The sequence below is a fragment of the Solidesulfovibrio sp. genome, from assembly GCF_029978005.1.
Lineage (GTDB): Bacteria > Desulfobacterota > Desulfovibrionia > Desulfovibrionales > Desulfovibrionaceae > Solidesulfovibrio.
Genome location: NZ_JARKOZ010000021.1, coordinates 44,857 through 59,077 on the forward strand (window position 1 = coordinate 44,857; position 14,221 = coordinate 59,077).

At 68.1% G+C, this 14,221-nt stretch carries 12 protein-coding genes and 1 tRNA gene; 7 read left to right on the top strand and 6 right to left on the bottom strand.

Translation table 11 applies throughout. The features are described 5' to 3' along the window. Positions 1 to 123: 123 nt before the first annotated feature. The 4 genes from Q1K70_RS02335 (at position 124) to Q1K70_RS02350 (ending at position 3,348) form a co-directional block, all read left to right on the top strand. Positions 124 to 297 carry a Flp family type IVb pilin gene (locus tag Q1K70_RS02335; protein WP_300155202.1) on the top strand — a complete coding sequence of 58 codons (174 nt, stop codon included), beginning with the start codon at positions 124 to 126 and terminating at the stop codon, positions 295 to 297. A 139-nt stretch (positions 298 to 436) separates the two neighbouring features. Continuing rightward, positions 437 to 823, top strand: coding sequence for a PaaI family thioesterase (locus Q1K70_RS02340; RefSeq protein WP_300155205.1), 387 nt, complete (start codon positions 437 to 439; stop codon positions 821 to 823). A 37-nt stretch (positions 824 to 860) separates the two neighbouring features. Next, positions 861 to 1,067, top strand: coding sequence for a hypothetical protein (locus tag Q1K70_RS02345; protein WP_300155208.1), 207 nt, complete (start codon positions 861 to 863; stop codon positions 1,065 to 1,067). Positions 1,068 to 1,392: 325 nt separating this feature from the next. Beyond that, positions 1,393 to 3,348 carry a glycosyltransferase family 39 protein gene (locus tag Q1K70_RS02350; RefSeq protein ID WP_300155211.1) on the top strand — a complete coding sequence of 652 codons (1,956 nt, stop codon included), beginning with the start codon at positions 1,393 to 1,395 and terminating at the stop codon, positions 3,346 to 3,348. A 55-nt stretch (positions 3,349 to 3,403) separates the two neighbouring features. Here the strand turns inward: Q1K70_RS02350 and Q1K70_RS02355 are convergent, their stop codons facing one another. The 4 genes from Q1K70_RS02355 to Q1K70_RS02370 all read right to left on the bottom strand — a co-directional run bounded on the left by Q1K70_RS02355 (position 3,404) and on the right by Q1K70_RS02370 (position 6,661). After that, positions 3,404 to 4,261, bottom strand: coding sequence for an ABC transporter permease subunit (locus Q1K70_RS02355; protein WP_300155214.1), 858 nt, complete (start codon positions 4,259 to 4,261; stop codon positions 3,404 to 3,406). Further along, positions 4,261 to 5,094, bottom strand: a complete 834-nt coding sequence (locus Q1K70_RS02360; RefSeq protein WP_300155217.1) for an ABC transporter ATP-binding protein — start codon at positions 5,092 to 5,094, stop codon at positions 4,261 to 4,263. The genes Q1K70_RS02355 and Q1K70_RS02360 overlap by 1 nt, the downstream gene beginning before the upstream one ends. Before the next feature lies 1 nt (position 5,095). Further along, on the bottom strand, positions 5,096 to 6,139 hold the full coding sequence (locus Q1K70_RS02365) for an ABC transporter substrate-binding protein (RefSeq protein ID WP_300155220.1): 1,044 nt from the start codon (positions 6,137 to 6,139) through the stop codon (positions 5,096 to 5,098). A gap of 435 nt (positions 6,140 to 6,574) precedes the next feature. Then, positions 6,575 to 6,661: transfer RNA gene (locus tag Q1K70_RS02370), tRNA-Leu, on the bottom strand. A 178-nt stretch (positions 6,662 to 6,839) separates the two neighbouring features. Between Q1K70_RS02370 and Q1K70_RS02375 the strand changes: the two genes are divergently transcribed. Together Q1K70_RS02375 and Q1K70_RS02380 are read left to right on the top strand one after the other, a co-directional pair. Then, on the top strand, positions 6,840 to 7,778 hold the full coding sequence (locus Q1K70_RS02375) for a bifunctional riboflavin kinase/FAD synthetase (protein WP_300155223.1): 939 nt from the start codon (positions 6,840 to 6,842) through the stop codon (positions 7,776 to 7,778). Positions 7,779 to 7,782: 4 nt separating this feature from the next. Continuing rightward, positions 7,783 to 9,630 carry a chloride channel protein gene (locus Q1K70_RS02380; RefSeq protein ID WP_300155226.1) on the top strand — a complete coding sequence of 616 codons (1,848 nt, stop codon included), beginning with the start codon at positions 7,783 to 7,785 and terminating at the stop codon, positions 9,628 to 9,630. Positions 9,631 to 9,739: 109 nt separating this feature from the next. On the opposite strand, the gene Q1K70_RS02385 is transcribed toward Q1K70_RS02380, so the two are convergent. Beyond that, positions 9,740 to 10,876 carry a hypothetical protein gene (locus tag Q1K70_RS02385; RefSeq protein ID WP_300155229.1) on the bottom strand — a complete coding sequence of 379 codons (1,137 nt, stop codon included), beginning with the start codon at positions 10,874 to 10,876 and terminating at the stop codon, positions 9,740 to 9,742. Positions 10,877 to 10,878: 2 nt separating this feature from the next. Next, positions 10,879 to 12,231, bottom strand: coding sequence for an MBOAT family O-acyltransferase (locus Q1K70_RS02390; RefSeq protein WP_300155231.1), 1,353 nt, complete (start codon positions 12,229 to 12,231; stop codon positions 10,879 to 10,881). Between the two features lie 380 nt (positions 12,232 to 12,611). On the opposite strand from Q1K70_RS02390, the gene Q1K70_RS02395 reads away from it, so the two are divergent. Further along, the coding region (locus tag Q1K70_RS02395) for a HAMP domain-containing protein (RefSeq protein ID WP_300155235.1) at positions 12,612 to 14,221 on the top strand (1,610 nt) is incomplete at its 3' end.

Below are 14,221 nucleotides of genomic sequence, written 5' to 3' on the forward strand. Positions count from 1 at the left end.
CTTCCCCAGTATTTTCATATTGTTGTCGTTACCGTTCCATTTGGCACGGCCCCTGCTTTTCTTTGAATCAAGATCGGCAACGGAAGCAACGACCACCAACATATTTCGAAGGGGAGAAAGACCATGCTGCGCACCATCACCAATTTCGTTCGTGACGAGGAAGGGGCCACCGCCGTCGAATACGGGCTCATGGCCGCGCTCATCGCCGCCGTCATCGTCGGCGTCGTCACCACCCTGGGAAAGACCTTGAGCGACGTGTTCGACAACATCACCACCCAGATTGGCGGCGGGAGCTGAACCACGCGCCTGTCTCGACCGAGCCATCGCGCAACATGCCTGGGCCGCCGCCGGAAACGGAGGCGGCCTTCGCATTTTCCGGGCCCGCCGCGTTGCCCCGCTCCGCCGCTTTTGGCATGGTAGAGGCAAGGAGTTTCCCATGCAGCCAGCCACCCACCTCGGCATCGACCCGAGCCTTTGCGGCCGGCCCGTCTCCCTGTCGCCGAGGCGGGCCCTCGTGCGCCTGCCCCTGATCCCGGCCATGGCCGTGGACGCGCGCGGGCTCGTGCACGGCGGCTTCCTCTTCGGCCTGGCCGATTACGCGGCCATGCTGGCGGTCAACGATCCTCTGGTGGTCCTCGGCGCGGCCGAGGTTCGTTTCCTGGCCCCGGCGACCGTGGGCGAGACCATCGAGGCCGAGGCCGTGGCCGAAACCGATGCCGGCCGCAAACGCCGCGTGAACGTTACCGTCCGCCGGGAGGCAACGACCATCTTTACCGGCGCTTTCACCTGCTTCGTCCTGGACAAGCACGTCCTCGACCAATGACCCGACGCCGGCCCGACGCGGCCCAAGGGGGGAATCCATGGCATTCGCGCTCAAGCAGCCCGCGCCCCTGGCGGCGCAACCGGAATTCGACTGCATCTTCTGCAACGTGGAAGCGCTGCGTTCCTCGGAAGCCGCGAGGTCTGGCGAGGCCGTGACGCTGGAAGTCTTTTGCCGGCGCTGCGGCGCAAGGAAAACCGTCACCGTCAAGCCGTCCGCCGACGGAACGTGCTGGGAAACGGCCTAGTCCGCCCGCCGTCCAGCATTTTCCTCTCTGCAGCCCAGCCCCACGCACCGACAGAGAGCGAGGGGACAAGAGTCGCGCTTCACGAACCCCTCCCGGACAGATGGACATTTCTGCTAAAAAAACGCATCATACTTGCATTGATGCCTGCAAGAGGCGACTCCCCTGATCGCGACCTGCGGCGCTCGCGACCGCAAGCAGGCCACCGCACGCGCAGGCGACGCTACAGACGTTTTTCCCGATCCGCGGACAGAGATATGACCATGTCTTCCCCTTTCTCGTTCATGCGGCAACCATACCGCGTTTCATGTTTCAACCCGCTCCATCCATGACGCAGCCGACCTGCAGCGACGTGGCCGACTCGCCGGGCTCGCCTCTCGGCCGCGACGTCGCCGCCGCTTCCGCAACCAGCCTGCGCCTTGCCCTCACCTGCATCGTCGGCATCGCCGCCTGCCTGCGGCTGTACGATCTGGGCGTGCCCTCCATGTGGTGGGACGAGGCGCTCGTGCCCATGACGGCCCGGCTGCCTTTCGACACCATCGTGGAGAGGTCCCTGACCCTCGACATCCACCCGCCGCTTTTCTATCTGGTCATCAAGGGCGTCCTGGCCGTTTCCCGGGCAGACTGGGCGCTTCGCCTGATCCCGGCTTTGGCCGGCATCGCCGGCGTCGCCCTGCTGTACAAGGTCGGCAAGGACTGCATCTCGCGAAGCGCCGGGCTTTTCGCGGCCGTGCTGCTGACCGTCAACCCCCTGCACCTGCTGCTCTCGCGCCAGGTGCGGCCCTACACCCTGGTCTTCGACCTGGCCCTGCTGTCGCTTTGGGCCTTCGTCGCCCTGACCCGGGGCGCGGGCTGGTGGGCCATGCTCGGGCTTTGCCTGGCCAACCTGGCGCTTTCCCTGCTCCATTTCACGGCGCTTCTCGTCATCGGCGCGGAAGGGGCCATGCTGCTCGTCCTGGCCTGCCTGCGGCGGCGCGGCCGGGACGTGGGCAATCTGGCGCTGTTCACCCTGGGCGCGGCGGCCGCCGTCGGCGCGACCTGCCCGTTTTTGAGCGGCGCGTTAGGGGCCAATCTCAACACGTCAGGCGGCGTCCAGTCCCTGGCCGCCATGGCCGCCATCTCCTCGGCCCGGCTCGGGGAAACCTTCTGGTATCTGCCCAACATGGCCTCGCGCGTGACCGTCACGCTGCTCACCCTGGTCGGCGCGGCCAGGCTGTACCGCACCGACCGGAAGACCTGCCTGGTCCTGGCCGGTTTCGCGCTGCTGCCCATCGGCGCGGTGATCGCGACGCGGTTCACCACCTATTTCAATCCCTGGCATCTGACGGTGCTGCTGCCGGCCTCCCTGATCCTGGCCGCCAACGGCCTGGCCCTGTTCCTGCCCTTGGTGACGCGACAACCGCTGGTCGCGGCCGTGCTGTGCCTGGCCCTGGCCCTGCCCTACCCCGTCTTCCTGCACCAGCGCTTCTACGCCGTGGGCAGCCATAGCGGCCCCTACAAGTCCCTGGCCGGCCTGCTGGCCCGTATCGTGGAGCCCGGCGACTGCGTGGTCTTCTCCGACCAGGGCCTGGCCAACGCCGTGCTCTGGTACGCCGAGGGTCTGGGGAACGCCGCCGAACGCCTCCGCCGGCCGAGCCTCACGCCGGACGCCGCCAAGGCCTCGCTCCATTTCGTGGCCGGCGACGGCTACGGCCACATGGCCAAGGACGAAGGCGAATTCCTGCGCCAGATGGGCGAACCCTCTGCCATCGCCGAGGTCATCGGCACGCGGACCTACTCTTTCGAGTTCAAGCGCCAACCCGTGCAGCCTCTGGGGCCGCTGCCGGCCAGACGCCTGGTCAGGCTGGATCCGGCGTCGCTGTACGCCGAGGCCTACGCCCTGGAGAACGTGGCGAGCCTGCCCCTGTGGGGCGGCGGGCTCACGGCCACGGCCAACGACCTGCCCGGGCGGGCGGAGTTCGTCTTTGCCAACACGGAGGCGGTCCCCCAGCGCATCGGCATCTTTCTGGGATTCGCCGACACCGCCCAGGGCAACCGCCTGGGCGTGTCCTACGCCTTCGACGAGGGGCCGTGGCAGGAGGCGTTCCTTCTGGACAAGCCCCTCGGCGAGGGAGACGCCTGCTTCTTCATCGATCGCCGCGAACCCTACGCCCGGCTGCGCCTGCGCTTCACGCTCCATTGCGGCTCGCGCACGCCCATGTACCCGGGCGGCAACCTGGAGAGCCTGCGGCTTAAGGACTTCACGCTCCACGTCGATCCCCTGGACGCGGCTGCGAACCCATAAATCCCTGGCGGCGGACGCCGGAGGCGGCCCCCGCGGCCTGCCGTTTCGCGCCGCTTCAGCGCAGCATGCCCCATTTGCGCACGGTATGCCGTTCGATGGTGCGAAACAGCAGCGCGTCGACCAGCAGCCCGATCAGGATGACCGTGCTCAACCCGGCGAATACGCTGGCTGTTTCCAGGCGGTTCTTGTTCTCGAAGATGTACCAGCCCAGGCCGCCGGAACGCGAACTGACGCCGAACACCAGTTCGGCGGCGATCAAGGTGCGCCAGGCGAAGGCCCAGCCGACCTTGAGCCCGGTCAGGATGGCCGGGAAGGCGGCGGGAATCAGGATATGGACGATGTAGGGCAGGCCCTTGAGCCCGGCGTTGCGCCCGGCCATGCGCAGGATGTCGCTCACCCCGGAAAATCCGGCATGGGCGTTGAGCGCCAGCGGCCAGAGCACCGCATGGACCATGACGAAGAGGATCGACGGCGTGCCCAGCCCGAACCAGAGCAGGGCCAGGGGCAGGAGCGCGATGGCCGGCAGCGGATTGAGCATGGCGGTGAGCGTCGACAGCAGATCGTCGCCCAGGCGGGCGGTCATGGCCAGCCCGGCCATGAGGGCGGCGAGGCCGACGGCGATGCCGTATCCCAGGCACAGCACGCGAAGCGAGTTCCCGGTCTTGGCGATCAGGACGCCCGAAACGGCGTCCGCCCACAGGGCCTGGACCGTTTCGACGAAGCTCGGAAACATCAAGGGATTGTCGGCCCAGGCGGCATAGCCCTGCCAGAGGCCGGCCAGCGCCAGCAGGATCAACGCGCGCCGCAACGCGCCGTTGGCGGCCAATCGAACGGCGAGAGGCAGGGGGCGCTGCACGACCTTCCATTCTTCCGGCTGCGGCGCCGCGGCGATTCCGTCCACATCGTAGCCCATCAGATGCCCGCTCCTTCCTGCATGAGGCTTTCGCCGAACAGGATTTCCTCGATCGCGTCATGCAAGGCCCGGAATTCCTCGGAAGACGCCTCGCCGCCCCGGTCGCGCCCGGTTTCCCAAAGCGCCCGGACGCGGCCGGGATGGGGGGAAAGCACGAGGATGCGGCTGCCGAGCAGAATGGCCTCCTCGATGGAATGGGTGACGAAGACGATGGTGCAGCGCACCTGACGCCAGATCGCGAGCAGTTCGTCCTGCATCTTCCGTCTGGTGAGGGCGTCCAGGGAGGCGAAGGGTTCGTCCATCAGGAGGATGTCCGGCTCCATGGCCATGGCACGGGCGATGGCGACCCGCTGCTTCATTCCCCCGGACAGCTGGTGCGGGTAGGAGGCGGCGAACTTCCCCAGGTTGACCAGGTCGATGTAGCGCTTCGCCCGCTCGTGGGCCTCGCGCCGGCCGAACTTGCGGCTGGAGAGCATGGGGAAGGCGACGTTGTCGCGCACGGTCTTCCAGGGAAGCAGCTGGTCGAACTCCTGAAAGACCATCATGCGGTCCGGTCCCGGCCGGTCGACCGGCCGGCCATGCAGGAAAATGCCGCCCTCCACCGGCTTGACGAAGCCGGCGATGGCCTTGAGGAGGGTCGACTTGCCGCAGCCCGAGGGCCCCAGGAGAATGAAGCGGTCGGCGGCGAAGACGTCGAATCCCACGCGATAGGTCGCGGTCACCAGATGCCGGTGCGTCCTGTACTGCAGCGTGGCCCCCTCGACGTGGAGCAACGGCGGCTTACGGCCCGCATCCACGGTCCCGAAGGGCGTTCCCGTCGGCATGGCTTCCATCTCAGCTCCCGGGCTCCCCGTGGATCTCGGGGAAGAAAGCGTCCTTCCAGCTCTGGGCGGATGTCTTGACGGCGTTGGTCTTCTTCATGAAGTCGACATACTTCATGATGTTTATCGGAGTGGTGGTGAATTTCGCCTCCGGGCTGGTGATGAGCTTGCGCACGAAGGCGGGATCCAGCTTGAGATCGTCCTCGGCCAGGTAGATGTCCGCCGCCGCGTCCGGGCGCTCGTTGATCAGGGCGACGGCCTGGCGCAGGGCGGCGAGGAAGGCGGCGTACACCTTGGGGTTGGCGTCATGGAACGCCTGGGTCGTCCAGACGAGATTGAACGTCGTGGGCCCGTCCAGGACGTCGTAGGAGTTGACCAGGAGGCGCATGCCCGGCTGGGCCAGTTCCTGCTCCTGGTACGGGGGAGCTCCGAAATGCCCGGTGATCTCGGACTTGCCGGAAACCAGCGCCGCGTAGGCATCGGGATGGCGCAAGGTGACCGTCCATTGGTCGAGGGCGTCGTGCTTGCCCTCTCCGAAAGTCTGCTCCGCCGCCATCTGGAGGGTGACGGCCTGGATCGATACCTTGATGGCCGGCAGGGCGATCTTGTCCTTGTCCGAAAGATCGCGCAGGGACGCGACCTTCGGGTTGTTGGTGACCAGGTAGATGGGCAGGGCGTCAAGGGCGGCCACGCCCTTGACGTTCAGGTTGCCGCGCGTCTTGGCCCACAGCGTGACGAAAGCCGCGACGCCGCCCGAGACGAAATCGAGGCTGCCGGAGAGCAGCGCCTCGTTGGCCGCGGCGCCGCCGGCCAGATTGACCCAGCCGACCTTCAGATCGTCGATGCCCAGGCGCGCCGCCTCTTTTTCGAGGAGCCGCTCGTGCTTCATCACATGGAACGGCAGATAGCCGATGCCGAACTGCTGGGCGATCCTGACTTCCGAGACCTCGGCCCGCGAAGGGGGGACCGCCAGGATCGTCAGCAGGAAGACGATGCCGATCGTGGCGAGCAAGAAGCGGGGGACGATTGGCAGGGAGGGGAATCCTTGGCTGCGCATTTTTAACCTCACTAACTCGACCTTTTAAGTATGGTATCAAACGTCATATGGATGCGCAAGTCGCGCCGGGGCTGTGCTTAAAAAATAAAAATAGTATTATATTGGATGGATAGCACGCCATCGCTCCGACTGGCCGACCAAGGAACGAAAAAAGCGAAAAGAAATATCCCGCCGACTCTCCGCCAGCGGGATCCTTTCTCCATGTCTCTTTGGAACGATTTCAGGAGATGCGGCTGCACGTTCCGCGCAGGAACCGGCCTGGCCGCCGGCGCGGCGCACATGACCTGCCGGACCTGGCCGCCGTCACGAGGATCGAGAATCGCGCCGCCTATGGCCGTCTCGAGGAGGATTTCCCAAAGGGGAAGAGAAATCGGGAGGGACAAAAAGAAAGCGGGTCAGCTAAGATTTTTCTTAGCTGACCCGCTGAAATCTTTCTGGTGCCGAAGGGGAGACTCGAACTCCCACCCCCTTGCGAGGACTAGACCCTGAACCTAGCGTGTCTACCAATTCCACCACTTCGGCAGCGCAGAAAAAGGCTTATAAGCGAGGGCCCGGACCTTGGCAAGGAAAAATTGTCGCGACGACGATTTTTCCCGAAATCGCCCCCGGACTCCCCGGTTGAAGCCGCTTCGCATTTGCGCTAGCAAGGATGTCGCGGCGGGCTCCGACCGATTCCCCGCGCACGCCGCGCCAAACTTCCATGATTGTCGTCACCCGCGTCGCGGACATCCACGAAGCCCTTACCGGCGTCTGCCTGACCATCGGCAATTTCGACGGCGTGCACATGGGCCATGCCAAGCTCCTGGCCCGGGTGCGCGACCGGGCAGCCGCCGCCTCCCTGGTCAGCGCCGCCCTGACTTTCGATCCCCATCCCCGCAAGGTGCTGCTCGGCGCGGCCGCCCCGCCGGCCATCACCGGCACCCAGCACAAGCTCGAATGCATGGAGGCGCTGGGCCTGCAGGTGGCCGTGGTGCTGCCCTTCACCCGGGAGCTGGCCGGCCGCGAGCCCGAGGACTTCGTGCGGGAGGTGCTCGTCGAGGGGCTTTGCCTCAAGCACCTCGTCATCGGCTACGACTACGCCTTCGGCAAGGGCAGGCGCGGCAACTTCGAGCTGCTCTCGGCCCTGGGACAGAAATACGGCTTCGGCGTCGAACGCCTGGACCCGGTCATCATCAACGGCGCGGTGGTCTCCTCCACCCGCATCCGCGACATGGTGCTCTCGGGCAACGTCTGGGACGTGCGCCCCCTGCTCGGCCGCTTCCACCAGGTGCGCGGCACCGTGGCCCACGGCCACAAGCGCGGCCGCAAGCTCGGCTTTCCCACCGCCAACCTGGCCTTTCGCGAGGAGCTCGTGCCCGCGACCGGCGTCTACGCCGTCTGGGTCGAGGTCGGAGGCGTGGTGCGGCCGGGCGTGGCCAACATCGGCAAAAACCCCACCTTCGGGGAGTTCGAGATGTCCGTGGAGGCCCACATCCTGGACTTCAAGGGCAAGATCTACGGCGAGCCCATCCGGGTGCACTTCGTGCAGCGCATCCGCTCCGAAAAGAAATTCTCCGGCCCGGACGAACTGGCCGCCCGCATCCGCGAGGACATAGGCCTTGGCCGGATGATCCTGGCCGCCCCGGACGCAAGGCCCTGAGCCCATGAGCCCGGCGCAGCCCACGCGAAGGCAGGCCCCGCCGTTTTTCCGCGGCCCCCGCGTCTTCTGGCTGCGCCTCAAGCGCCGCTTCCTGAGCCTGGGGCTCATGCGCTGGCTGGGCCTGGGCGTGGCGGCCGGGGTCGGCTCCGGCCTCTTGGCCTGCCTGTTCTACCTCGGCCTGGAACACCTCTCCGTGCTGCTCCAGGTGCGCCTGGCCGGCCTGTCCCTGCCCCACCCGGCCGGGGAGTCCCTGGTCCAGGCCGCGCCCGGGGCCTACCGGCCGTGGCTCATCCCGGTCTTCACCACGGCCGTGGGCCTGGTCACGGGCCTGCTCGTCACCCGCTGCATCCCCGAGGCCATGGAAGGGGCCACCGACGGCACCGACGCCATGATCAAGGCCTTCCACAAAAACGCCGGCGTGATCCGGCCGCTCGTGCCGCTGCTCAAGGGCGCGACGGCCATCGCCACCATCGCCTCGGGCGGCAGCGCCGGCCAGGAAGGCCCCATCTCCCAGCTCGGCGCGGGCCTGGGCTCCTTTCTGGCCCAGATGCTCCGCATGACCGCCCGGCAGCGGCGCATCCTGCTGCTGGCCGGCGCGGCCGGGGGCCTTGGCGCGATATTCCGCGCCCCCCTCGGCGGCGCGATCACCGCCGTGGAGGTGCTCTACTCCGAGGATTTCGAGGCCGAGGCGCTGCTGCCGGCCGTGGTTTCGGCCGTGGTGGCCCACACCATCTTCTCGTTCTTCTTCGGCGGCGAGGCCATCCTCGACACGCCGAGCTACGTCTTCGAAAACCCCATGGAGCTGCCCTACTACCTGGCCCTGGCCGTGGTGGTCTCGCTCGGGGCGCGGTTTTTCATCCGCACCTACTTCTTCTTCAAGTTCCAGGTGTTCGGCCGGCTCAAGGCCCGCTTCGGCTACACCCTGCCCATGGTGGTCGGGGGCCTGTGCATGGGGCTTTTCGGCATGCGCTATCCCCAGTTCCTGGGCGGCGGCTACGGCTGGCTGGAGCTTTCCATCAACGGCCAGCTCGGGCTCGGCTTCCTGGCCGGGCTCTTCTTCGGCAAGGTGCTGGCCACTTCGCTCACCGTGGGCTCGGGCCTGTCCGGCGGCATGTTCGCCCCGGCGCTTTTCCTCGGCGGCGCGGCCGGCGGCGTGGTGGGCCAGGTCGGCCACATGCTCTCGCCCGGGGTCGTCACCCAGCCCGGCGGCTACACCCTGGTCGGCATGGCCACCTTCTTCGCCGGCGTGGCCCACGCCCCCATCGGGCCGCTGATCATGGTCAGCGAGATCACCCAGGGCTACGGCCTGCTCGCGCCGCTCATGCTCTGCTCGGCCGTGGCCCTGGTCCTGTGCGACGGCGTCCACCTCTACGAGAACCAGGTCGAAAACAAGTTCGCCTCCCCGGCCCACGTGTCCGACGCCACCAACAACATCCTGGAGGCCGTGCCCGTTTCCAGCGTGTTCACGCCGGGCCGGGCCACCATCCTGGAGGAAAACGTCACCCTGAAGGCCCTGGCCCACATCATCTCGGCCACCAGCGAATTGGTCTTTCCGGTGAAAAACGCCGCCGGCAGGCTCACCGGCATCCTGGCGCTCCAGGACGTGCGCTGCGTGGTCTTCGAGGAGTGTTTGCACGAGCTGGTGCTGGTCAAGGAACTCATGCGGCCGGCCGTGGTGGTGCATCCGGACATGTCGCTCTACGACGCGCTGATGCTCTTCGTCGAAACGGACCTGAGCCAACTGCCCGTGGTGGACGCCGAGCGGCCGGACACGGTGCTCGGCATGCTCGGCCGCCAGCACGTGTTCACGGCCTACTCGGCCACCCTTCGCGATCTGAAGCAGGAAGAGTAGCGCCGCCGCGTCCCCTGGCCCGCGCGACGGCCTGCCAGGCACGGATGGCGCTTTTCGTGAAGGCGGGCCATCGCGGCCGCCTGGGGGGAATCGGCCGGGCCGGCTCCCGTCAGGGCGTGGCCGCGCCCTCCCTGTTTCCCACCAGCAAAGCATAGACGTAGCGCTCGACCACCTCCAGAACCACCACGTCCGGCCGCTCCTTCTCGATGATGTCGGGCGAGAGGGCATGGGTCCACAGGAAGACCGACCGGGAAAAGCGCTCGGCCGCATGGCCCTGCATGGCCCGGGCGAAGGAATCGTGGAGAAACACCGCCCGGGGCCAGTCCTTGCGGCCGGTCTCGTAGGCGGCCCGCTCGCGTTCGGGATGGTCGGCCGGATCGGGATAGTCGCCCGGGGCGGCCGGCCGGGCCAGGCTCGCTCCCAGGGGCCGGGCCGACACGTCGGGTTCGCGCCAGCGGTCGGGCAGAAGCAGCATCTCGGCCAGGTCGCCGCCGGGACGGTCGGTTTCCACGAGTGCATAGGCGGCCGGGTCCAGGGGCTCCAGGGCCGGAAAACGCCCGGCCAGGGCGGCCACCAGGGCCGATGCGCCGAGCAGCCCGCCGTAGCCGTTCCAGTGGGTGTCGGTGAGCATGTAGGCCCGCCCGGCCGCCTTGCCGGCCGTCACGGCCTCACGCAGGTCGAGGACGTCGAGGCCCGCGGCGCGCAGCCGGGGCACGATCCGCGCCAGGCGCGACGCGGCCCCCAAGGGCCGGATGCCCGGCGGCAGGTGCTCGGGATAGACGCGCTCCTTGTTGGGCGCGAAAACGATCAGATAGGCGATGCCGCGCGCGGCCAGCCAGTCGCGCCGCGCCGTCTGGACGCGCACCATCTCCGCCATGTCGCCCTCGGACAGGGGCAGGACGTTGAGGTAGTCGTCCAGGGCCTGCTCCAGGTTGTAATAGAGCCAGCCGTCCCGGCCGACGACCACGCCCGGCACCGGGGATTCCCCGAAAAGGGCCAGGCGCAAGCGGTTGTTGGCCCGGATGAGGTGGTCGCGAAAGGGCGCGGCGTCGCGGAAGCGGGCGGCCAGGTCCGGGCCGAAGCGGCCTGGGGCCTGAACGGCCTCGGCCAGGGGCGGAACCGGGGCCAGGGGCCGGTTCTCCACCGCCAGCCGGCCGCCGGAGACCCCGAGGAGCGGCAGGGCGCAGGGCGCGGCCAGAAAGACGATGACGACAAGGAGCTGCAATTTGTCGGCAAGGGCGGCCATGGCTAGAACCTCGCGTAGATGAAGGGCGCGTAGTCGCCGGCGGCCACAGCCATGGCCGAGGCGGCCAGAAGGCCGGCCAGGGCGGCCAGCCGGCCCCAGGCCGCGACGGCTCCCCCGGCCCGGCCGAAACGGCGGCAAAATCCCGCCCACAGCTCCCCGAGCGGCATGGCGAACACCACCGCCGCGGCCAGCGCGGCCAGGCGCTGGCGGGTGGCCACGACCATCCAGACGTAGTCGAACCCTTCGGCCGAAAACGAGAAAAGCGCCTTGAAATACGCCCCCGACACGGCGAAGTCCGAAGCCCGGAACAGCACCCAGCCGAGCATCACCGCCGCCAGCAGATAGCCGTGGCGTAGCGCGGTCGGAGCGCGATCGAGCAGCGCGCCCAGGCGGGTGCGCTCCAGGGACAGGAACAGGCCGTGCCACAGGCCCCAGACCAGGAAGTTGAGGGTGGCCCCGTGCCACACGCCGCACAGGGCGAAGACCACGACGAGGTTCGCCTGCACGCGCCAGGGAGCCACCCGGCCGCCGCCCAGGGGGATGTAGAGGTAGTCGCGAAACCAGGTGGACAGGGACATGTGCCAGCGCCGCCAGAACTCGCGCACGCTGGCGGCGATGTAGGGATGGTCGAAGTTCTCCGGCAGCCGCGCCCCGAACATGCGCCCGATGCCCACAGCCATGTCCGTGTAGCCGGAAAAGTCGTAGTAGATCTGGGCGGTGTAGCAGACGAGCCCCAGCCAGGCCGTGGCCATGTCCAGGCCGGCGGCCCGGCCGAAGGCGTGGTCGGCCACCGGGGCCAGGGCCCCGGCCACCAGGGTCTTCTTGGCCAGGCCGACGGCCAGCCGCCAGCCGCCTTCCCGAAAATCCTCAAGCCTTGGACGCGGCGCGGCGAGCTCCGGCAGAAGCGGCCCGAACCGGGCGATGGGGCCGGCGGTGATCTTGGGGAAAAAGGCCATGGCCGCGGCGAAGCGCCAGCCGTTCGCCTCGGCGGCGACCCGGCCGCGCCCGACGTCGACCAGATAGGCGATGGCCGAAAAGGTGAAAAACGACACCCCGAGCGGAGCGGTGGACGCGGCGTACTTGTACCAGGCCAGCAGGGCGACGTTGGCGGCCACGCCCACGGCCAGCCAGCGCCGCCGCGCCGGGCCGGCCGCGCCGCCGACGAGGCGGCCGAGCAGGTAGTTGCCAAGCGTCGCCCCGACCAGGGCCGGCAGGCCCGTGGCATCGGCCAGAAAGAAATAGGCCAGGCTTTCCGCCAGCAGCACGCCGCAACGCAGCCCCGCCGGGGACACGTAAAAAAGCGCCAGCGCCGCCGGCAGGAAGCCGTACAGAAAAAGGGGCGAATCCGGTATCACACCCCCTCCTTGCAGTGCAGCATGGCAGGGGGTTTACCCGCAGCCCGCCAAAATGCAAGCCGCCCGGGCGGCACGGCCTGGGGGAAACGGCCGGACGCCTCGCCCGGGCTTCGCGCCTTGACCTGACGCCGAGGTTCGGCCTAGTGTCACTTGCCTGGAAACATGTCGAGGCTTTGGCATAAAATATAGTCATTCAAGCATGTTGCCCTTCGAGACGCCCGTAGGCGTCTCGATGCCGCGGCATGCCTTCCTTCCGACAGGGGTCGCCCTCACGCGGCCCCTGCCGGACGGTCCAGCACCACTTGCCCGGCGGGAGCCCAGCGACTATGCAGACACCACATCACGCACGGCCGCCGCGCCGCCCCCCGAGGCATCAACCCATGCGCATTCGAACGAAATTTCTCGCCTTCCTCCTGACCATGGTCATCGTCCCCCTGGTCGCCCTCGGACTTTACGCCTGGCGGCAGACCGGCGAGCTCGGTCGCGAACTGGCCCACTCCGCGGCCGTGGCCCTGGACAAGAACGCCTCCAAGGAACTCGTCCAGACGGCCGACATGCTGAGCGAAGCCTGCGCCGACACCCTGGACCTGCTCGAAACCTCGCTTTCGCTGACGGTCCGCGAGGCCGAACTGCTCCTTTCGGCCCCGCCCGGGGCCCTGCCCACCGGCCCGATCATCCTGGCCACGGAGTTCGACAACCCGGCCTTCATGCCGGAACTCCTCACGGACCTGCCCGGCACGGACATCCGAGCCACCTACGACGGACTGGCCTTCCACCTGAGCCCCGGGCTCACGCGCGAAGCGGCCCTGCCGCAGATGCGGGCGCTCTCCGGCATGCTGCCCTTCTACAAGACCCTTTTCCAACGGCACAAAAAGCTCATGCTTTTCGGCTACGTGGGCCTGGCCACGGGCCTGCACTGCGCCTACCCCGGCCACGGCGGCTACCCGCCGGACTACGATCCCAGACGGCGGCCCTGGTACCAGAACGCCGCCGGCTCCAAGGGCATCACCTGGGACATCATGACCGACGCCATCACCCGGGAAGTCATGGCCACCATGGCCCTGGCCCTGCACGACAAAGACGGCAGGCTCCTCGGCGTGGCCGGCTGCGACATCCCCATGGGCTCGCTTTTCCCGGAGAGCGACCTGTCCGAGGCCTGGACCGACAGCACAAGGGCCATGGTGGTGTCCTACGCCGGCCGCGACGCCGGCGGACGGCCGGAGCTGACCGTGGTCGCCACCCGGGACTACGCCCAAAAGTCCCGGGACTGGGCCGCGCCGGTGGAACTCGAAAAGATCGACTCGTCCGACGCCGAAGCGTTAAGCGAGGTCATCGACGCCCTGACGGCCGGCCGGCCGGGCGTGCGACGACTGCCCTACCGGGGCCAGGACACGCTGTTCGCCTTCGCGCCCATCCGTTCCAAGGAACTGGCCGTGGTGCTGGCCGCGCCGCGCGAGGTGGTGGTGGCCGACGCCCGCCGGGCCGAGGAAAGGGTGCTCGGCGCGGTTTCGCGCATGCTCGGGCACATCGGCTGGTTCGTGGCCGCGGCCGTGCTGGTGGCCGCGGCGGTGTCGCTGCCGGCCTCGTCCAGCATCACCCGGCCGGTCATGGAACTGGCCGCGGCGGCCAGGAAAATCGCCTCCGGCGACTTCACCGCCCGGGTCAGGACGCACGGCAAAGACGAGATCGGGGAACTCGGCCGGTCGTTCAACGACATGGCCCCCCAGCTCCTGGAGCGTGTGAAGCTCAAAAACGACATGGCCCTGGCCATGGAGGTGCAGCAGAACCTGCTGCCGGGGCGGCCGCCTTCGGTCGACGGCCTCGACGTGGCGGCCTTAAGCCTCTACTGCGACGAAACGGGCGGGGACTATTTCGATTTCCTGGAATTTTCCCAGGACGACGCCGCCCATGCCGACGTGGTGGTCGGCGACGTCACCGGCCACGGCGTGTCGGCGGCGCTTTTCATGGCCACGGGCCGGGCGCTCCTGCG

Coding starts and splice junctions, on each gene's coding strand:
- Q1K70_RS02335 (WP_300155202.1), top strand. CDS start 124: ATGCTGCGCACCATCACCAATTTCGTTCGTGACGAGGAAGGGGCCACC.
- Q1K70_RS02340 (WP_300155205.1), top strand. CDS start 437: ATGCAGCCAGCCACCCACCTCGGCATCGACCCGAGCCTTTGCGGCCGG.
- Q1K70_RS02345 (WP_300155208.1), top strand. CDS start 861: ATGGCATTCGCGCTCAAGCAGCCCGCGCCCCTGGCGGCGCAACCGGAA.
- Q1K70_RS02350 (WP_300155211.1), top strand. CDS start 1,393: ATGACGCAGCCGACCTGCAGCGACGTGGCCGACTCGCCGGGCTCGCCT.
- Q1K70_RS02355 (WP_300155214.1), bottom strand. CDS start 4,261: ATGGGCTACGATGTGGACGGAATCGCCGCGGCGCCGCAGCCGGAAGAA.
- Q1K70_RS02360 (WP_300155217.1), bottom strand. CDS start 5,094: ATGGAAGCCATGCCGACGGGAACGCCCTTCGGGACCGTGGATGCGGGC.
- Q1K70_RS02365 (WP_300155220.1), bottom strand. CDS start 6,139: ATGCGCAGCCAAGGATTCCCCTCCCTGCCAATCGTCCCCCGCTTCTTG.
- Q1K70_RS02375 (WP_300155223.1), top strand. CDS start 6,840: ATGATTGTCGTCACCCGCGTCGCGGACATCCACGAAGCCCTTACCGGC.
- Q1K70_RS02380 (WP_300155226.1), top strand. CDS start 7,783: ATGAGCCCGGCGCAGCCCACGCGAAGGCAGGCCCCGCCGTTTTTCCGC.
- Q1K70_RS02385 (WP_300155229.1), bottom strand. CDS start 10,876: ATGGCCGCCCTTGCCGACAAATTGCAGCTCCTTGTCGTCATCGTCTTT.